Source organism: Leucobacter sp. UCD-THU, from assembly GCF_000349545.1.
Taxonomy (GTDB): domain Bacteria; phylum Actinomycetota; class Actinomycetes; order Actinomycetales; family Microbacteriaceae; genus Leucobacter; species Leucobacter muris.
In genome coordinates this window covers 21,922-41,459 of the sequence record NZ_APJM01000028.1, presented here as the reverse complement: position 1 = coordinate 41,459, position 19,538 = coordinate 21,922, and the positions used below count along the sequence as shown (strand labels likewise).

The following is a 19,538-nucleotide window of genomic DNA, read 5'->3' as shown; positions in this document are numbered from 1 at the left end:
CCCACCAACATCACCACAGCATCAAAGGAGAACTGTCATGTTGCACCGTACCCGTACCGCCGCGGCGCTCGCCGCTCTCGCAGCCGGCGCGCTGCTGCTCACCGCGTGCTCGGGAGGCGACTCCGGATCGGCCGGAGCCGAGGCGCCCGCCGTCGCGAGCTCGACCGACTTCCCCGAGGGCTCGACCATGGCGCGCCTCGCCGAGGCCGGCACCGTCACGATCGGCACCAAGTTCGACCAGCCGCTCTTCGGCCTGAAGGGGCTCGACAACCAGCCCACCGGTTTCGACGTCGAGATCGGCAAGATCATCGCCGGCGAGCTCGGCATCCCCGCCGACAAGATCGACTTCATCGAGACGAACACCAAGGTGCGCGACGAGGCGGTGATGTCGGGCAAGGCCGACATGGTCATCGCCACCTACATGATCACCGAGGAGCGCCAGGAGCGCGTCACCTTCGCGGGCCCCTACTACAACGCCGGCACGCTCACCATGGCGCTCGCCGACAACGACGCCATCACCGGCATCGAGTCGGTCGGCGACCCGTCGGTGAAGGTGTGCGGCGCGACCGGATCCGCCGACCTCGACGCGATCTCCGAGCACCTCGCCGATCCCGACGCCCAGCTCGTGCTCTTCGACGTCTACTCGAAGTGCGCCGACGCGCTGCGCACCGGCCAGGTCGACGCCATCGCCGCCGACAGCACGATCCTGCTCGGCCTCGCCGACGAGGCCGACGGCGAGTTCAAGATCGTCGGCGAGTCGTACCTCGACCAGCTCTTCGGCATCGGCATCACGAAGGGCGACGTGGAGTTCTGCGAGTTCATCGACGACATCCTGAACGCCGCCGTCGAGGACGGCCGCTTCGCCGAGGCGTGGAAGCGCACGGCCGGCACCGTCGTGCCCGAGGTGCCCTCGCTGCCCGAGTTCATCCCCTGCGCCTAGCGTCCGGCCGCCGCGCGCGTCGCGCACTGATCTGAAGGGACCTCGACGTGTCCGTCATCATCGACAACCTGCCGCTCTTCGGCGAGGGGATGCTGCGTACGCTCAGCATCTGCCTGTGGGGCGGCCTCGGGGCGCTCGTGCTCGGATCGCTGCTCGCCGTGTGCTCGGTGACCCCGGTTCCGATCCTCAACCGGATCGGAACCGGGTGGGTCGCCACCATGCGCAACGTGCCGCTCGCCGTCGTGCTCTTCTTCTTCGCCTTCGGCCTGCCCGAGATCGGGGTGCGGGGCTCGTACTTCTGGTTCGGCACGAGCGCGCTCGCGGTCTACACCGCCGCGTTCGTCTGCGAGGCGCTGCGCAGCGGCATCAACGCCGTGCCGATCGGCCAGGCCGAGGCGGCCCGCGCCCTCGGCGTCGGCTTCGGCACGACGCTCTCGCAGATCCTGCTGCCACAGGCGTTCCGCGCCGCCGTGCCGCCGCTCGCGAACACCACGATCGCCATGATCAAGGACTCGGCGCTCGTGGGCGCGATCGGCGTGGGCGGCGACCTCTTCAGCGTGGCCGACACCCTCGCGGCGACGCGCGGGCTCGACGTGATCCCGGTGCTCGCCGGCGTCGTGATCGGCTACCTGCTCATCATCGCGCCGACCAGCGCGCTGTTCTCGCTCGCAGAACGAAAGGCGGTCCTCCGATGACCGGTTCGCCCTCCGTGCTCTTCGACCGGCTCGGCCCGCGGGGCCGCCGCCGCACGCGCATCATCACCGCCGTCGTCGGCGCCGCACTGCTCGCCCTCGCCGCGTTCATCGGCGTGCGCCTCCAGCAGTCCGGGCAGCTCGAGGCGCGGCACTGGTCGCCGCTGTTCAACCCCTTCGACCCGCAGTTCGCGACCGTCTGGAGGTTCCTGCTCGGCGGGCTCGGCAACACGGCCTCGGCGGGCGCGGTCTCGATCGTGCTGGGCCTCGTCATCGGCACGGCCATCGCGCTGCTGCGGGTCACGGCGCTGCCCTGGTACCGCTGGTGCATCGTGGGCGTCACCGAGTTCTTCCGCACCGTGCCCGTGGTCATCTCGATCTTCTTCGCCTCGCGGGCGCTGCCCGTGATCGGCGTCGACCTGCCGCTGCTCTGGTACCTCGTCATCGGGCTCACAATCTACAACTCGGTCGCGATCTCCGAGATCGTGCGCGCCGGCATCCACGCGGTGCCGCGGGGCCAGACCGAGGCGGCCCTCGCCCTCGGTCTGAGCCGGGGCGGGGCGCTGCGCAGCATCGTGCTGCCGCAGGCCTTCCGCATCATGCTGCCCTCGCTCATCGCGCAGCTCGTGATCGTGGTGAAGGACACCGCCCTCGGCTTCATCATCGGCTTCGAGGAGCTGCTGCGGCGGGGCGAGATCGCGGTGCAGACGCTCGGCAACCCGCTGCAGATGTACCTGCTCATCGGCGCGATCTTCTTCGTCGTGAACGGGCTGCTGTCGTGGCTCGCCCGCGCCACCGAGGCGCGGCTGCGCGGGGCGGGGCGGGCCGCCCGACGATCGTCGGCGCCGCGCCGGGCGGGATCCCGCGTCTGATCCGCCCCGCCGCCGGGGCGTCAGTCGGCGACGAGCGCTCCCCCGGCGAGCCGTCGCACCACGCCCGTGAGGTGATCGACGCCCGCGAGCAGGTCCTCCTCGCGGGTGAACTCCTTGAGGTTGTGCGAGATGCCGTCGACGCTCGGCACGAAGAGCATCACCGTGGGCACCTCGTCCTTCATGTTGGTCGAGTCGTGGCCGGCGACGGTCATCACGCGATCGTGGGTGAGCCCGAGCTGCTGCGCGACCTCGCGGGCCAGCTCGAGGCCGGCCTCGGGGTAGGGGTTCTGATCCCAGCTGTGCTCGGCCACGACCTCGATCTGCACGCGGTCCTCGCGCTGCACCCGCTCGACGGTCTCCATGACCCGGGCGTAGGCGGCGGTCAGCACGTCGCTGCTCGGCGAGCGCAGGTCGAACAGCAGCTGCACCTCGCTCGCCACGACGACCGGCGAGTTCGGATAGACGTTGATCTCACCGCACGCCGTGTGCAGCGCGCCCGGCTCGAACTCGTCGACGAGCTCCCGGGCGGCCACGATGAGGCGGGCGGCGCCGAGCAGCGCGTCGCGGCGGTCGGCCATGAGGGTCGAGCCGCTGTGCGCCTGCTCGCCGGTGATCCTGAACTCGAACTTGCGCGCCCCCCACGTGGCGTTCACGAGCCCGATGGTGATCCCGTCCTGCTCCATGCTGCGGCCCTGCTGCACGTGGATCTCGGCGTAGGAGGCGACGTCGAGCCCCTCGAAGCCGCCGCGCTCCCCGATCGCGTCGAGCGCGTCCTTCACGGTCACCCCGTGCGGGTCGGGCGTCGCGAGCGCGTCCATGAGCGGCAGCTTTCCGGTGAAGACCGAGCTGCCCATCATCGAGGGTTTGAAGCGGGATCCCTCCTCGTTGAACCAGTTGACGACGGCGAGGTTGAACCGCGGCTGCTCGCCCGAGGCGCGCAGCTCGTCGGCGACGCGGAAGCAGGCGTGCGCCGAGGCCATCACGCCGTAGGCGCCGTCGAAGCGACCCGCGGTGGGCTGGGAGTCCATGTGGGAGCCGGTGAGCACGTAGGGGGCGCCGGGCACGAGCTCGAGCAGCCCAAACTGGTTGCCGACGGCGTCGCGCTGCACGGTGAAGCCGTGCGACTCGAGCAGGCGGGCGAACCACTTGCGCTGCTCGCCGTCGGCGGCGCTCGCGGCCTGGCGCTCGACCCCGCCCGTCCCCTCGACGGCGCCGAAGCGGGAGTGCACGGCCCAGTCGGCGAGGAACGCTTCCGCCTTCGGGCTGTTCTGCTCGGTCATGTTTCGTCCTTTCGAGGGAGGGTCTGGGAGCCGCCGGGTCCCCTGTCCCGGGGCGGGGCGTTCGAGGCGGTGCCCGTGGACCGCCGTCGGGCCGGGCCTCGGGGCATACGGGATCGGGAAGGAGGGCGGCGGGTCAGGATCGCGCGTCGAAGCTGAGCTCGCCGCCGAGCACGGTCGCCACCACGTCGAGCTGCGCGATGCTCGGCGCGGTGAGCGGCGACGCCGAGAACACCGCGAAGTCGGCGAGCTTGCCCCGCTCGAGGGTGCCCTTGTCGGCGATCTGGCCGGTCGCCCGCGCGGCCCACTCGGTGTGGGTGCGCAGGGCCTCCTCGGGAGTGAGCGCTTCACCGGCGCCGAGCACGGCCCCGCTGTCGGTGAGCCGGTCGACGGCCGACTGCATGCCGCGCCGCAGGTTGTTGTCGGCGACGGGCAGGTCCGAGGATCCGGCGAGCAGGATGCCCGCGTCGACCACGCTGCGGCCCCGGTAGAGCCAGCCGGCGCGGTCGGGGCCGACGCGATCCGCCATCTGGTCGCCGATGGGGCCGATGAAACCGGCCTGCGGCGTGACCGCGACGGCGAGGCCGCCCGCGCGCTCGAGCTGGTCGGGGCGGGCGATGCCGAAGTGCTCGATGCGGCAGGGGGCGGCGAGGCGGCCGTAGCGCTCCTGCGCCTCCTCGATGAGGTCGAGCGCGAGGTCGATCGCGGCGTCGCCGATGGCGTGCAGGGCGAGCGGCCAGCCGGCGCGGTAGGCGCCCAGGGCCCGCTCGCGGTAGGTCTCGGGGTCGTCGAGCAGGTAGCCGCGGTTGTGATCGTGCCCGCAGAAGTCCTCGGTGACGGCGGCGGTCGCGCCGAGCAGCGAGCCGTCGAGGAACACCTTGACGTGTCCGAAGCGCACGGCGTCGTCGCCGAAGCCGTAGCGGATGCCGAGGTCGAGCCCCCGCCCGCGGCCCTCGCGGTGGAAGTCGGCGGCGTGCCCCTCGAGGGGGCGCAGGGCGTCGATCGCGGGCATGAGCTGTGCGCGGGCGTGCAAGCGGCCCCGTTCCGCGGCGGCCTGGTAGGCGGCGACCTCGACCGGGCTGTGGCCGATCCAGCCGCCGCCCACGCCGGCCTCGGTGAAGCTCGTGATGCCCTCGGCGGCGTAGCGCGACGTGGCCGCCTCGAGCGCCTCGACGAGCCGCTCGGTCGAGTATGGCAGCAGCAGCGCCTGCACGAGGCCCTGGGCCGCCTCCTCGACGAGTCCCGTGGGGGCGCCGTCGGCATCGCGCACGACCACGCCGCCCACGGGGTTCTCGAAGCCGGGGTCGAGTGCGCCCACGAGGCGCAGCGTGGCCGAGTTGGTGATCGACGCGTGGCCCGAGGTGTGGCGCAGGTAGAGGGGGCGGTCGCCCGTGATCTCGTCGAGGCGGGCGATGTCGGGGAAGGCGTCGCCGTGGTGACCCTGGTTGAAGCCGGTGCCGTGCACCCAGGCGTCGGCGTCGCCGAGCTCGTCGAGGCGCGCGACCTCGGCCTCGATCAGGGCGTAGAGCTCGTCGAGGCCGCGGGCGCGGCTGAGGTCGACCGACGCGAGGCCGAGGCCCCACCAGGCGGTGTGGCAGTGGGCGTCGATGAGCCCGGGCGTGACGACGGCGTCGCCGAAGTCGAGCGCGCGCTCCGCCTCGAGCCCGGCGATCTGCTCGTCGAAGCCGGCGATGCGGCCGCCGAGCACGCCCACGGCGCGGGCGGTGGGGCGTGCGGGATCCATGGTGAGGATCTCGCCGGCGGTGAGGATCAGGTCGAGCTTCATGGGGCTGCTCCTTGGGGCTTGCGGGCGGTCGGCGCGGCGGTGCGGGGCTGGGCCCTCAGCCCGCGATCTCGTCGGGGGCGGGCGGCATGACCTCGCTGCTGATGAGCACGTGGATCAGGGCCGGCGCGTCCGCCGCGAGGGCGCGGTCGAGGGCGGGCGCGAACGCCTCGGTGGTCTCGACGCGTTCGCCGTGGCCGCCGAAGGACTCCATCCAGGCCTTGAAGTCGGGGTTCGCCATGCGGGTGCCGGAGGGGCGGCCCGGGTAGTGCTTCTCCTGGTGCTGCACGATCGTGCCGTAGATGCCGTTGTCGACCACGATCACGAGCGGCTTGCCGCCGTGGGCGACCGCCGTGGCGATCTCCTGCCCGTTCATGAGGAAGTCGCCGTCGCCGCACACGGCGACCGCGCGACGGTCGGGGAACGCCAGCGACGCGGCGACCGCGCCCGGCACCGCGAGCCCCATCGCGCCGTTGCGGGCGCCCACGAGGCTGGCGGGCGAGAGGTGCCGCACGAAGCGGTGGGCCCAAATCGTCGCGTTGCCGGCGCCGAAGGTGAGGATCGCCTCGCCGTTCAGCCGATCGTCGAGCTCGCCGAAGGCGATGCCGAGGTCGACCCCCGCATCGGCGAGCGCGCCGGGCACGGAGGCGTCGGCGCGGTGCTCGGCGAAGCGGGCCTGCGCGGCGACGCGGCCCTCGAGCCAGGCGCCGTCGCGCGCGCCGCGCGCCGTCGCCGCGTCGGTCGCCGCGAGCGCGCTCACGAAGGCGGCGGGGGTCGAGACGATCTGCTGGTCGATGCGGCCGGCGTGGGCCTTGCCCTCGGGGTCGGCCGTGATCAGCACGGTCTGCGCCTCGAAGCCGAGCGTGTAGCCGTCGCTGAGCACGTCGGTGCGGGCGCAGCCCACGAAGACGAGCAGGTCGGCCTGCGCATAGCCCTGCGCGACGGCGTCGGCGCGACCGTACCCGAGCCACCCCGCCCAGGCGCCGCTGTCGTGCGGCACCGCGTCGTAGGCGCGCCAGTCGGCGAAGACCGGCACGCCCGCCGCCTCGGCGAAGGCCGCGAGCTCGGCGCCGCAGCCGGACTGCCAGCCGTCGCCGCCGACCACGAACGCGGGGCGCTCGGCGCGGGCGAGGCGCTCGGCGAGCGCCCGCATCTCCGAGCCCGCCGGAGCGAGCTCGGGGGCCGCGGTCGGCCCCGTCACGGGGGCGTCGGTGAGCTCGACGAGCAGATCCTCGGGCAGCCCGACGACCACGGGTCCCGGGCGACCGGATGCGGCGATCCGCATCGCCTCGTCGACGAGCTCGCCCGCGCGCGCCGGATCGTCGATCGTCATCACCCGCTTTGCGGTCGATCCGAACCAGCCCGAGAGGCTGAACTCCTGGAACGACTCCCGCTCGCGGTCGGCCACCGGGATCAGGCCCACGAACAGCACGAGGGCCGTCGCATCCTGCCAGGCGGTGTGGACCGCGATCATCGCGTTCGCGGCGCCGGGCCCGCGGGTGACCATCGCGACGCCCGGCCGCCCCGTGAGCCGCCCCTCGGACAGCGCCATGAAGCCGGCGCCCCCCTCGTGGCGGCACACGACGGTCTCGATCGAGGAGTCGTGCAGGCCGTCGAGCACATCGAGGTAGCTCTCGCCCGGAACGGCGTAGACGCGCTCCACGCCGTGCAACTCGAGCGTGCGCACGATCAGGTGTCCGGCTGACTGCGACATGGGTTCGATCCTCTCGGGAGACTGCTGGGAGACGGGTGTCAGGATTCGGAGCGCGGTGTCAGTGCTTGAAGCCGGGCAGCTTCACGCTGAGACCCGGCGCGATGGCGCCGGCGACCGCGGTGAACAGCGACAGGAAGGCGAGCATCGCGGCGGCGGGCCACCAGTGGTCGCCCGCGGCGGCCACGAAGCCGGTGGCGAGCAGCGGGATGAAGCCCGAGAGCATGCCCGCCGTGTTCTGGGCGAGGCCGACGCCGGTGTAGCGGGTCTTCGCGGGGAAGAGGCCGGTGAGCACGGTGCCCGAGGCGGCGTAGGGCAGCGAGAGCGCCGACACCGCGAGGGTCATCGCGATCACCACGAGCACGGGGTTGCCCGACGAGAGCAGCAGGAAGGCGGGCACCGCGACGACGGCCGACAGCACGCCGCCCCACAGGATCACGCGGCTCGCGCCGTACTTGGCGCCCAGGTTGCCGCCCCAGATCAGCACGAAGATCTCGACCGCGGCCGCGACCATCGAGCCGAGCAGCATCAGCGACGAGTCGTAGCCGAGCACGTTCACGCCGTACCAGACGCAGAACGCGGTCACGAGGTAGAAGCCGCCGACGCCGAGCAGGGCCGCGGCCATGCCGACGATGATCTGCTTCCAGCTGTCTCGGAAGGTGGTGAGCACGGGGCTCTTGACGACCTCGCCCGACTCCTCGAGCTGGCGGAAGACCGGCGACTCCTCGAGCTTCGAGCGGATGTAGACGGCGACGAGCAGCAGGGGGAGCGCGATGAGGAACGGGATGCGCCAGCCCCACGCGTCGAAGTTCTGCTGCGAGAACACCAGCGTCATGATGAAGAAGCCGCCGGACGAGAGGATGGTGCCGATCGGCGAGCCGATCTGGGGGATCGCAGCGTAGCGGGCGCGCAGGTGCAGCGGCGCGTTCTCGACCACGATGGTCATGGCGCCCGACCACTCGCCGCCCACGAAGAGGCCCTGCAGCACGCGCAGCAGCACGAGCAGGATCGGGGCGGCGATGCCGATGGCCGCGTAGGTCGGCAGCATGCCGATGAGGCCGGTCACGAGGCCGATGCCCACGATCGTGATCATCAGCACCTTGCGGCGGCCGATGCGGTCGCCCATGCGTCCGAAGATGATGCCGCCGATCGGGCGGGCGGCGAGGCCGACGCCGAAGGTGGCGAACGAGGCGAGGGCCGCGGCCGTCGCGTTCTCGCTCGTGAAGTACTGGACGTTGAAGACCAGCGCGGCTGCGGCGCTGAACAGGAAGAAGTCGTACCACTCGAGCGCGGTGCCGATCAGGGCACCGAGGGCGACCTTGTTGGCGTCCTTGATGCTCAGTTCCTGCGTGGCGTCGTACTCGATCGCCGACGTGTTGGTTGTCTCGCTCATGCTCTCTCTCCGTCGAGGATGCGGGATCCGGTGCGGGCGTGCCGTCGCGGTCGCGGCGGCCACGCCCTCTAGAATCTCAGGCGTTTCGCACTGTTGCGGGCACGTATCGCCCCCGGATCGCGGCCGCAGATTGTGCATGTGCACATACACTGGGGCTATGGTTCCGGATCCCGCCCACCCGCTGAGCGACACGCCCGCGCCCGGCGACGCCGAGCGCTGGTTCGAGCTGCTCGACCGGCTCGACGCCGACGAGCTCACCGAGACGTTCCTCGCGCTCGTCGTCGCGGTGCCGGCCTACGACCCGGCACCCATCCCCGCCTCCGAGGTGCGCCGCACGGCCCGCCTCTCGTTCCTCACGCTCATCGACGGCCTGCGCTCCGGAGGGTTCGACCACGCCATCACGATCGCCACCGACGTGGGCGTCTCGCGCGCCCGCGCCGGCATCCCCCTCCCCTCGCTCATGACCGCCATCCGGCACGACTTCACCGTGCTCTGGGAGGCGCTCACGCGCGTCGCGGAGGCCGACGACGCCGAGCTCATCGTGCGCCACACCGGCATCGTGCTGCGCACCGTCGACGAGTACGTCGGGCAGACGCAGCGGGCGTACGTCGCCGAGCGCGAGCGCATGCGCGAGGAGCAGGCCTCCGTGCGGCAGGGCCTCATCGCGTCGCTCTTCCAGGAACCGATCCCCTCCGGCACCCAGTTGCAGCGCGTCGCCGACGAGCTCGGCCTTCCCGCCGACGCACCGCTCGTCGTGCTCGCCGCGGTCGAGGACGACATCGCCCCGCTGCGCGTCGCGGTCTCAGAACTCGAGCGGGCCGGGGCGCGCGTGTTCACCCACCACCTCGGCGACACGCTCGTGGCGTTCACCCGGCAGCTCGAACTGCCCGGATCGCGCATCGAGGAGCTCGGACGCCGGCTGCTCGACCTGCGCATCGGCGCGACGGTCTCGAACTCGGGGCTCCCGGCGCTCAGCGGCGCCGCGAGCACGGCCCGCGAGCTGGCGCGGGTGTTCGCCCCGGGCGAGGACGGGGCGATGACCTGGAGCCGCGGCTGGGCTCGGCTCGCCGCGCGCAGCCTGCTCGCCGCCGGGCGCCCCGTGCTCTCGGACGTGCAGGCCGCGCTCGCGGGCTGCGGCGAGACCGAGCGCGCCCGCCTCGAGGAGGCCGCCCGCAGCTACCTGCGCACCGGCAGCATCGGCGACTCGGCGGCCGAACTGTTCTGCCACCGCAACACCCTCGCGAACCGGTTGCGGCGCTTCGCCGAGCTCACGGGCGTCGATCCGACGGTGCCCGAGCAGGCCGCGCGCCTCGTCGTCGGCTGGGCGTGAGAGCGAGGGGCATGTGCCCTCCGCCGAGGGGCGGGTTCCGCAGGCCTCCCTGCGGCAGAACCAGCGAGATCCGCCCCTCGGCGCCTAGGCGACCCCGAGACGCGCCCTAGCCGATCCTCTCGCTCACGATGCTGCGCAGCGCCGCCATCGACAGCTCGATCGAGGTGAGATCGATGCGCTCGTCGTTGCCGTGCACGCCCTCGCGGTAGCGCTCGTAACTCCAGCCAGGTGCGAGCAGGCCGAAGCCGTAGGCGGGGATCCCGAGCTCGCGCAGCACGCGCGCGTCCGAACCGCCCGCCGCCATGATCGGCACCGTCGGCGCGTCGGCGACCTCCGCGATCGCGCGCTTGATGGCCGCGAACAGCGGCGTGTCGGAGCGGGATCCCGTGGCGGCCCAGCCGCGCAGGCGGCGGATCTCCACCTCGTCGGCGAGCGGGCCGAGCACGGCGGCGATCAGCTCGTCGACCTCCTCGTCGCTCGTGCCGGGCAGCGTGCGGATGTCGAGATCGATCGAGGCCGAACCGGGGATGACGTTGTGGGCGGCGCCGGCCCGCACCACGGTCGGCGAGATCGTGATCCGCGACACCGCGTGCGCGTACCCGGCGATGCCGCCGAGCTGCGGCAGCGCCGCGTCGAGGCGCACCGGATCGCGCAGCCGCTCGGCGAGCTCGGGGTCGTCGATGCGGGCGTCGACGAAGGCGTTCCACAGCTCTCCGAGCTGCGCCGCGGGCATCACCGCCTCGAGTCGCTGCAGCACCTCGCCCATGCGGTAGGCGGCGCTCGTCGCGCCGAACGGGATCGACGCATGGCCCGGCTTGCCGCGCACCACGAGGCGGCGGCCGGCGGAGCCCTTCTCGGCGACCTCGATCGCGACGTGGCGCCCCATGCGCATGCCGCCGGACTCCGAGAGCGCCTCGGTGACGCGCACCGCCTCCGGGTGCTCGCGCACGAGCCAGTGCATGCCGAGGTCGCTGCCCGCCTCCTCGTCGGCGACGGCGAGCAGCACCAGGTCGCCGCGCGGCGGCCGCGGCGCGAGCGCGACCTCGCGCAGCACGCAGGCGAACGCCGCGGTCAGGTAGAGCATGTCGACGGCGCCGCGCCCCCACACCTCGCCGTCGATGAGCTCACCGCCGAACGGGTTGCGGGTCCAGCCGTCGGGGTCGACGGGCACCACGTCGAGGTGGCCGAGCAGGCCGAGGGCGGGGGCGTCGGGATCGGTGCCCCGCACGCGTGCGACGAGGGAGGCCCGGCCCGGCGCCGACTCGAGCACCTGGGTCTCGATGCGGCCCAGGGCGATCGCGTCGGCGAGGAAGCGCTGCAGCACCCGCACGTTGCGGATCTCCTGCCCCGACGAGGGCGTGCCGTCATTGACGCACCCCTCGCGGATGAGCTCGCGCAGCAGTTCGATCGCCTCGCCGGCTCCGCCGGATCCGTCGATCCGCTCCTCCGTCACCCTCGCACCTCCAGTCGCGCCGGGGTTCGGGCCCCGACCCCTCCAGCCTAGGGCGTGTCCCGCGCATCCTCGCCTCCTGCGCACGCCCGTTCGGGGCGCCTCGGGCTCAGGCGACGGGGCGCGCGGCGGCCTGCCGCATCTCGACGGCGTCGAGGATCGCCGAGATGCCGGCGCGGTAGACGGTCATGCCGTCCATCGCGAGCAGGGCGTCGCGGTGCTCGTTGACGAGCGGGTACTCGGTGAGGTTGATCGACCCGAAGGTGCTGATCCACGGCTCGGAGCCGTCGCGCGCGGCGGTGGGGTTGCGCAGCACGTCGTGGGCGAGGGCCGAGCTCTGCGAGAGCGCGAAGCCCGAGATCGCGGCGTAGGCGCGCAGCAGCTCCGCGTCGCGCAGACCGCTCTCGGCGAGCATCTCGAGCATGAACTCGACGGCCGAGGTGTCGCCCGGGCCGACGGGGTCGATGATCGCGCCCTCGGCGCCGATGGAGGGGTACTCGAGGGCGAGTTCGGCCGTGCGCATCAGGTGGGTCTCGAGGCGCTGCCGCCAGCTGCCCGAGCTCGCGCGCCCCGCGTCGGTGGCCCAGCCGGTGATGCGGTCGAGCGCGGCGCGGGTGAGTTCGTCCTTGTTGCGGAAGTGCCGGTACATCGCCGTCGCATCGACCCCGAGCGCCTCGCCGAGGCGCTTGAAGGTGATCCGGGTGTGCGGCTCGTCGCGGGCCAGCCCCAGCATCGCGTCGACGATCATGCGCCGATCCAGCCGCACGCGGCGCGCGCCAGCCGTCTGCTCCGTCGCAGCCTCCACCATCTCGACTCCCGTCGTTCGGATTCCTCACACCAGTGTAGGCGTCGGAAACACCCCCGTCATCGTTCTGTCAACGTTCATGTCAATCTAATTGACATTGCCGGCCTATGCTCCTACTGTTGCAGCACGGATCGATGACGATACCCCAGGAGGCACCGGTGACCCACACCCCGCAAGCAGACGTCGTGTTCGAGAACGGCTGGATCTACACCGGCACGGAGGCCCGCCCCCGGCGCGGCGCACTCGCGATCGCCGACGGCCGCATCCTCAGCACCGACCCCGACGAGGTCGCCCGCCTCGCCGAAACCGCCGCCGAGCGCATCGACCTCGCGGGCCGCCTGCTCATCCCCGGCTTCCAGGACGCGCACGTGCACCCCGTCAGCGCCGGCATCGAGCTCCTGAGCTGCAACCTCACCGAGTGCGACACCGCCGACGACGCGCTCGCCACCATCGCCGCCTACGCCGAGGCCCACCCCGAGCTCGACTGGATCCTCGGCGCCGGCTGGTCGATGGACTCCTTCCCCGGCGGCACCCCCACCCGCCGGATGCTCGATGCCGTCGTGCCCGGCCGACCCGTCTTCCTCGAGAACCGCGACCACCACGGCGCCTGGTTCAACACGCGCGCCGCCGAACTCGCGGGCATCGACGCGAACACCCCCGACCCGGCCGACGGCCGCTTCGAGCGCGAGACCGACGGCACCCCGGCCGGCACCGCCCACGAGGGCGCGATGGGCCTCTTCGACCGCGTGCGCCCCCGCGCCACCCAGCAGAAGGCCTACGCCGGCCTGCTCGCCGCGCAGGAGCACCTCGTGTCGTTCGGCATCACCGCCTGGCAGGACGCCGCCGTCGGCGAGTTCATGGGCAGCCCCGACACCGTGCCCGTCTACCGGCGCGCCGCGGCCGACGGCACCCTCAAGGTGCGGGTGCGCGGCGCGCAGTGGTGGAACCGCGAGGACGGCGACGCCCAGCTCGAACCGATCCTGGCCCGCCGTGACGAGGCCGCCGCCGAGTGCGACCCCGACCGCCTCTCGCTCGGCTCGGTCAAGGTGATGGTCGACGGCGTCGCCGAGAACTTCACCGCGGCCATGCACGACTGCTACCTCGACCACCACGGGCGCGCCACCGACAACCGCGGCATCTCGTTCTTCGACGCGCGGCAGATGGCCGACTTCGTCACCGCGCTCGATCGCGAGGGCGTGCAGGTGCACTTCCACGCGCTCGGCGACCGCGCCGTCACCGACGCGCTCGACGCGCTCGACCAGGCCCTCTCAACCAACGGCCCCACCGACAACCGCCACCACCTCGCGCACCTGCAGGTCGTGCGCTCCGAGGACGTCGCCCGCTTCACCCCGCTCGGCGCCACCGCCAACATGCAGGCGCTGTGGGCGTGCCACGAGGACCAGCTCGACGAGCTCACGCTCCCCTTCCTCGCCGGCGACGCCGAGGCGCACCACTACCCCTTCGGCGAACTCGCCGCGACCGGGGCCGCGCTCGCAGCGGGCAGCGACTGGCCCGTGTCGAGCCCCGACCCGATCGCGGCCATCCACGTCGCCGTGAACCGGGTCGCGCCGGGCGCGCAGCGCCCGCCCCTCGGCCCGGAGCACCAGAAGCTCACCCTCGCGCAGGCCCTCGACGCCTACACGCAGGGCACCGCCCGCATCAACCATCTCGATCACGCGACCGGCCGGCTCGTGCCCGGCTACTACGCCGACCTCGCCATCGTCGACCGCAACCTCTTCGAACTGCCCGCGGAGCAGATCGGCGGCGCCGTCGTCGACGAGACCTGGATCGGCGGCGAGCGCGTCTACTCGCGCGCCGAGGGCTCGGATCCGATCGCGGCGGCGCAGCGCGCCCCGCAGCTCGACGCGACGGGCGCAGAGGCGTGACGGGCCGGATCCCCGGGGCCGGCGGCGCACCCGCACCCGACCGCACTCACGCGACCGGCCGCCGCGCGCGATCCCGAACCGCCCGGCTACTCGCGGCCGCGGGCGTCGGCGCCCTCGCCATCGGCGCACTCGCGGGCTGCGGCCAGAGCGCCGTCGGCCGCGACGCCGGCACCTTCGAGCTGACCGCCCATACGCCCCAGCCCGCGGGCGACATCGACTCCTTCACCTGGGCGCTCGCCACCGAGCCGTACTCCCTCGACCCCGCCTACGCCTTCGACTACGCCGACAACACGGTGCTCTCGAACATGTGCGAGTCGCTGCTGCGCTGGAACTCCGACCTGTCGCAGTCGCCCGGCCTCGCCACCGCGGTCGACCACCCCGACCCGCTGAGCTGGGTCTACACGATCCGCGAGGGCGTGCGGTTCCACGACGGCACCCCGATGACCCCGAACGACGTGGTCGTGTCGCTGAGCCGGCACCTCGACCCCGAGGTCGCCTCGTTCTGGTACGACAGCTTCAAGAACGTCGACACGATCGAGCAGACCGGCGAGCACGAGGTGACCGTGCGCACCGTCGTGCCCGACTCTCAGTTCAACCAGCTCATGTCGGCCGCCCCCGGCGTGATCCAGTCGGCGCAGAGCACCGAGCAGGCCGGCGCCGACTACGGCAACCAGTCCACCGGCGTCAACTGCACCGGCCCCTTCTCGTTCGGCGAGTGGCGGGCCGGCGAGTCGATCACCCTCGAGCGATTCGACGACTACTGGGATCCCGAGCTTCGGGCGAAGGCCGAGCAGATGACCTTCGTCGTGCTGAACGACCCCAACGCACGCGTCAACGCCCTGCAGACCGGCGAGATCGACGGCGCGTGGACGATCCCGAGCAACGCGATCGACGTGCTGCGCGCGAGCGACACCGGCTCCGTCTACTTCGGCACCAACGCGACCGTGCAGAGCCTCATCGTCTCCGACATGGAGGGCCCGCTCGGCGACGCTCGCGTGCGTCAGGCCCTCACCATGGCCATCGACCGGGAAGCGCTGGTGCGCGCGGCCGTGCAGGGCTACGGCAGCCCGAGCGACGCCCTCACGTCGGAGTCGGTGTGGATCAACGGCGATCCCGACGCCGTGCGCGAGGCCTTCGACGACCTGCCCGACCACGACTACGACCTCGAAGCCGCCCGCGAACTCGTGAGGGAGGCCGGAGCCGAGGGCGCGAAGATCACCTACGTCACCGCCTCGCTCGACTCGTCGTTCGACGTGATCTCGCAGGCCGTCGCGTCGGCGGGCCGCGAGATCGGTCTCGACATCGAGATCGAGACACGCACCCCGAACGCCTACACGCTGCTGTTCTCCGACCCCACCGCCATCGAGGGCGTCGACCTGTTCGCCACCACCTGGTACCTGTCGAGCACCGACCCCCTCGAGATGTACGCGGTGATCCGCACGGGCGAGTTCTCCAACTACGGGCAGTGGTCGAACCCCGAGTTCGACGACGTCGTGAACCGGGCGCTGCAGACCGACGACGCGGGCGAGCGCTCGTTCCTCTCGGCCGAAGCGCAGCGCATCGCCAGCGAGGAACTGCCCTGGATCCCGCTGATCGACCTGCCCACCACCCTGTGGATGGGTGATCGGATCACGGGCGTCGACCCGTCCATCTCCTACATGTACTACCCCTGGGCCGCGACGATCGGAAGGGCCGAGCGATGACCGATACCGCAATGGGGGCCGCGCAGACGCGGGCCGTGCGCCTGCAGGAGAGCGAGGGCCGCGGGCCCGGCCGAGGCGCGCGCACCGCGCGCTTCATCGCCGGCCGCATCGTCGGCCTCATGGCGACGCTGTTCGCCGCCTCGCTCGTGGTGTTCTTCTCGCGCTTCGTCGTGCCGGGAGACCCCGCGCGCTTCCTGCTGCGCGGCCGCAGCCCGAGCCCCGAGGCCATCGCCGAGGTGACCCGCCAGTACGGGCTCGACAAGTCGCCCGTCGAGCAGTACCTCAGCTGGATCGGCGGCGTGCTGCGCGGCGACTTCGGCCGCTCGCTGCAGTACCGCGACGACGTGTCGAACGTGCTGCTGCAGCGCCTGCCCGTCACGCTCGAGCTCGTGGCCATGGCCGCGATCCTCATCACCGTGCTGGGCCTCGCGGCCGGCATCTTCGCGAGCCTGAGGCGCGGCCGGTTCGCGGATCGCGCGATCCTCATCACCTCCACCGCGCTCGGCGCGGTGCCGTCGTTCGTGATCGCGATCCTGCTCATCGCCGTCTTCTCCGTGCAGCTCGGCTGGTTCCCCTCGTTCGGCAGCGGCGACGAGGGGCTCGACCGCTTCGTGCACCTCGTGCTGCCGGCCCTCGCGCTCGGCCTCGCCTTCGTGGCGCTCGTCGCACGCGTCACCCGATCCTCGATGAACGAGCAGTTCGTGCGCGAGCACGTCGAGGTGGCCACGAGCCGCGGCCTCACGAAGTCGTCGGTCGTGCTGCGGCACGTGCTGCGCAACGCGATCAGCCCGATCCTGCTCGTGAGCGGCGTACTCGTCGCCGGCCTGCTCGTCTCGAGCGCGATCGTCGAGCAGACCTTCGGCCTCGCCGGCATCGGCTCGCTGCTCGTGCAGTCGGTCGACCGCCTCGACTTCCCCGTCGTGCAGGCGATCGTGCTCGTGGTGGTCGTGGCCTTCGTGACCGTCAACACCGTCGTCGACCTCATCCAACCGCTGATCGATCCGCGCATCGCCGCGGGAACGGAGACCCGATGAGCACCGCAGCCAGCCCCTCGCGCCGCGCAGCGGCCCCGACTCCGTCCGCGCAGCCCGAGGGCACCCGCGCCCTCGCCCTGCCCGTGAAGCCGAAGCGCCGCGGCCTCTTCAGCACCACCGGCCGCATCGCCGTCGTGTTCGTCGCGGCCGTGGTGCTCGCCGCGGCCCTCGCGCCGGTCATCGCACCCTACGATCCCGACCACGTCGACCTGCAGAACGTGCTCGCCGGGCCCGGCTGGGCGCACTGGCTCGGCACCGACGCGCTCGGCCGCGACCTGCTCACCCGGCTCATGTTCGGGGCGCGCACCTCGCTCATCGGCCCCCTCATCGTGGTGGTCGGCTCGACCGCGCTGGGTCTCGTGCTCGGCCTCGTCGCCGCCTGGCGCGGCGGCTGGGTCGACGCCGTGCTCTCGCGGGTCTTCGACTTCCTGTTCTCGTTCCCCGCAATGCTGCTCGCCATGCTCGGCGTCGCCCTCTTCGGCAAGGGGCTGTTCGCCCCCGTGCTCGCCATGACGATCGCCTACATCCCCTACGTGGCGCGGCTCACCCGCGGCCTCATCATCACCGAGCGCTCCCGCCCCTACGTGCAGGCCTACCGCGTGCTCGGCTTCCGCAGCTCGTGGATCGCGTTCACCCGCGTGCTGCCGAACGTCGTGCCCACCGTCGGCGCGCAGTCCACCCTCAACTTCGGCTACGTGCTCGCCGACCTCGCCGCGCTGTCGTTCATCGGCCTCGGCGTGCAGGCGCCCACCGCCGACTGGGGCTCCATGATCAACGAGAGCCGCGGCGCGCTCATGAGCGGGGCCCTGCTGCCCACGTTCGTGCCCGCCGCCGTGGTGGTGCTCGTGGTCGTCGCCATCAACGTGATCGGCGAAGAACTGTCCGACCGAATCGGAGGCAACTTCTCATGACCGCTGCACCTCGCACTCCCGCGCACGCCGCCGGCCGGGCCGGCGGTCCGCTGCTGCGGATCGACGACCTCACGCTGCGCGTGCCCAGCCGCGGCCCCCTGCTGCACGGCGTCTCCCTGTCGGTCGGCGCGGGCGAGTCGGTCGCCCTCGTCGGCGAGTCCGGATCGGGCAAGTCGCTCACCACCCGGGCCGCACTCGGCCTGTTCCCCGAGCAGGCCGCACTCACCGGCTCGGTGCGCGTCGCCGGCGTCGACACCGTCACCGCCTCCCCCGCCGAACTACGCGCGATCCGCCGCACCCGCGCGTCGATGATCTTCCAGGATCCGCGCTCGGGCATCAACCCCGTGCGCACCCTCGGCGACTTCCTCACCGAGACCCTCGTGCGCTGGCACGGCCTCAGCCGCGCCGACGCCGACGCCAAGGCGGTCGCCCAGCTCGAACAGGTCGGGCTGCCCCGCGCTTCTGCCTTGCTGGAGCAGTACCCGCACCAGCTGTCGGGCGGCATGCTGCAGCGCGTGATGATCGCGGCCGCGCTGCTCGACGAGCCCGAGCTGCTGCTCTGCGACGAGCCCACCACCGCGCTCGACGTCACCACGCAGGCCGGCATCGTCGAGCTGCTGCGCGAGCAGCAGCAGGCGCGCGGCATGGGCATGCTCTTCATCACCCACGACCTCGGCCTCGCCGCGTCGCTCTGCGAGCGGGTCGTCGTGCTGCGCGGCGGGCTCGTCGTCGAGGAGGGCGCCACCGAGAGCGTGTTCCGCGTCCCGCGCGAGCAGTACACGAGCGAGCTGCTGGCCGCGACGCCGCGCATCGAGCTCGACCGGTTCGGGGCGGCGGGCGCGCCGGATACGCAGGCCGCCACCGCGTCCGACGCGCCTGGCGCGCCTGGCGCGCCGGAGCACGGCGCGCCGAAGCCCGGGGCGCCCGAGCCCCCGCGGCCCGCGGCCGCGATCCGCGCAGAGAACATCTCGAAGCGCTACCGGGTGCCGGGGCGCGACGACGTGCAGGCGCTGTCGGGGGTCGGCTTCGAGCTGGCGAGGGGCGGATCGCTCGGCATCGTCGGCGAGTCGGGATCGGGCAAGTCGACGCTCGCCCGCATCATCGTGGGCCTCGAGGAGCCCAGCTCGGGCGCGCTGACCGTCGACGGCGCCGAGCGGCCGCAGCGGGCGCTGAACGCGGCGGAGCGGCGGGCCCTGGCCGCCCACACGCAGATGGTCTTCCAGGACCCGTATCTCTCGCTCGACCCGCGCATCGCGGTGGGGCGCGCGGTCGCCGACGTGGTGCGACTGCACCGCGGCGCCTCGCGGCCCGACGCTGAGCGCGAGGCCGCCGCACTGCTCGAGCGGGTCGGGATCCGCCCCGAGCATTCGGCCTCTCGCCCTCGCGGGCTGTCGGGCGGTCAGCGGCAGCGCGTCGCGCTCGCGAAGGCGCTCGCCGCGCAGCCGAGCATGCTCGTGCTCGACGAGGCGACGAGCGCGCTCGACGTGTCGGTGCAGGCGCAGGTGCTCGAGCTCGTCGAGGAGGTGCGCGAGCAGTTCGGCCTCACGATCGTGTTCGTGAGCCACGACCTCGCCGTGGTCTCGCGCGTGTGCGAGGAGACGCTGGTGATGCAGCGCGGGCGGGTCGTGGAGCACGGCCGCACGTCGCAGATCCTCGGCGATCCCCGCGAGGAGTACACCCGCCGCCTGCTCGACTCGCGGCCCGAGCCGCTGTGGGAGCAAGCGGCGTAGCGGGAGCGGCACGGCGGGGCC

General features: G+C 72.6%; 15 protein-coding genes. 9 read left to right on the top strand and 6 right to left on the bottom strand.

The window, feature by feature from the left end; all coding sequences use genetic code 11:
- The first annotated feature begins 37 nt into the window (after nt 1–37).
- From H490_RS17105 to H490_RS17095, 3 genes are read left to right on the top strand one after another with little or no spacing between them, the layout of a single operon-like run.
- Entirely contained in the window at nt 38–940 is a 903-nt protein-coding gene (locus tag H490_RS17105; RefSeq protein WP_017882608.1) for a transporter substrate-binding domain-containing protein, read from the top strand.
- A gap of 47 nt (nt 941–987) precedes the next feature.
- Nucleotides 988–1,635 carry an amino acid ABC transporter permease gene (locus tag H490_RS17100; RefSeq protein WP_017882607.1) on the top strand — a complete coding sequence of 216 codons (648 nt, stop codon included), beginning with the start codon at nt 988–990 and terminating at the stop codon, nt 1,633–1,635.
- A complete protein-coding gene (locus H490_RS17095) occupies nt 1,632–2,504 on the top strand; it encodes an amino acid ABC transporter permease (RefSeq protein WP_017882606.1) in 873 nt (290 codons plus the stop codon). Before H490_RS17100 ends, H490_RS17095 begins: the two co-directional genes overlap by 4 nt.
- A 20-nt stretch (nt 2,505–2,524) precedes the next feature.
- On the opposite strand, the gene H490_RS17090 is transcribed toward H490_RS17095, so the two are convergent.
- From H490_RS17090 to H490_RS17075, 4 genes are all read right to left on the bottom strand, one after another.
- Nucleotides 2,525–3,784 carry a M20 family metallo-hydrolase gene (locus H490_RS17090; protein WP_017882605.1) on the bottom strand — a complete coding sequence of 420 codons (1,260 nt, stop codon included), beginning with the start codon at nt 3,782–3,784 and terminating at the stop codon, nt 2,525–2,527.
- Between the two features lie 133 nt (nt 3,785–3,917).
- Entirely contained in the window at nt 3,918–5,567 is a 1,650-nt protein-coding gene (locus tag H490_RS17085; protein WP_017882604.1) for an amidohydrolase, read from the bottom strand.
- A gap of 55 nt (nt 5,568–5,622) precedes the next feature.
- Nucleotides 5,623–7,278: a thiamine pyrophosphate-dependent enzyme gene (locus H490_RS17080; RefSeq protein ID WP_017882603.1), complete on the bottom strand. Its 1,656-nt coding sequence runs from the start codon at nt 7,276–7,278 to the stop codon at nt 5,623–5,625.
- A gap of 58 nt (nt 7,279–7,336) precedes the next feature.
- Nucleotides 7,337–8,668 (bottom strand): MFS transporter, encoded by a 1,332-nt coding sequence (locus H490_RS17075; RefSeq protein ID WP_017882602.1) that lies wholly within the window; start codon nt 8,666–8,668, stop codon nt 7,337–7,339.
- Between the two features lie 157 nt (nt 8,669–8,825).
- Here H490_RS17075 and H490_RS17070 point away from each other — a divergent pair, with 157 nt between their 5' ends.
- Nucleotides 8,826–9,998, top strand: a complete 1,173-nt coding sequence (locus tag H490_RS17070) for a PucR family transcriptional regulator (protein ID WP_017882601.1) — start codon at nt 8,826–8,828, stop codon at nt 9,996–9,998.
- Nucleotides 9,999–10,104: 106 nt separating this feature from the next.
- Here H490_RS17070 and H490_RS17065 read toward each other — a convergent pair whose 3' ends face one another.
- Nucleotides 10,105–11,451: a M20/M25/M40 family metallo-hydrolase gene (locus H490_RS17065; RefSeq protein WP_017882600.1), complete on the bottom strand. Its 1,347-nt coding sequence runs from the start codon at nt 11,449–11,451 to the stop codon at nt 10,105–10,107.
- 106 nt (nt 11,452–11,557) lie between these two features.
- A complete protein-coding gene (locus H490_RS17060) occupies nt 11,558–12,256 on the bottom strand; it encodes a TetR/AcrR family transcriptional regulator (RefSeq protein WP_017882599.1) in 699 nt (232 codons plus the stop codon).
- Nucleotides 12,257–12,411: 155 nt separating this feature from the next.
- Here H490_RS17060 and H490_RS17055 point away from each other — a divergent pair, with 155 nt between their 5' ends.
- From H490_RS17055 to H490_RS17035, 5 genes are read left to right on the top strand one after another with little or no spacing between them, the layout of a single operon-like run.
- On the top strand, nt 12,412–14,139 hold the full coding sequence (locus H490_RS17055; RefSeq protein ID WP_017882598.1) for an amidohydrolase: 1,728 nt from the start codon (nt 12,412–12,414) through the stop codon (nt 14,137–14,139).
- A complete protein-coding gene (locus H490_RS17050) occupies nt 14,136–15,842 on the top strand; it encodes an ABC transporter substrate-binding protein (RefSeq protein ID WP_017882597.1) in 1,707 nt (568 codons plus the stop codon). Before H490_RS17055 ends, H490_RS17050 begins: the two co-directional genes overlap by 4 nt.
- Nucleotides 15,839–16,876, top strand: coding sequence for an ABC transporter permease (locus H490_RS17045; protein ID WP_031289474.1), 1,038 nt, complete (start codon nt 15,839–15,841; stop codon nt 16,874–16,876). Before H490_RS17050 ends, H490_RS17045 begins: the two co-directional genes overlap by 4 nt.
- Entirely contained in the window at nt 16,873–17,787 is a 915-nt protein-coding gene (locus H490_RS17040) for an ABC transporter permease (RefSeq protein ID WP_017882595.1), read from the top strand. The genes H490_RS17045 and H490_RS17040 overlap by 4 nt, the downstream gene beginning before the upstream one ends.
- The gene (locus H490_RS17035) at nt 17,784–19,517 is read left to right on the top strand and encodes an ABC transporter ATP-binding protein (protein WP_017882594.1); all 1,734 of its coding nucleotides are present in this window, start codon (nt 17,784–17,786) and stop codon (nt 19,515–19,517) included. Before H490_RS17040 ends, H490_RS17035 begins: the two co-directional genes overlap by 4 nt.
- Nucleotides 19,518–19,538 lie beyond the last annotated feature (21 nt).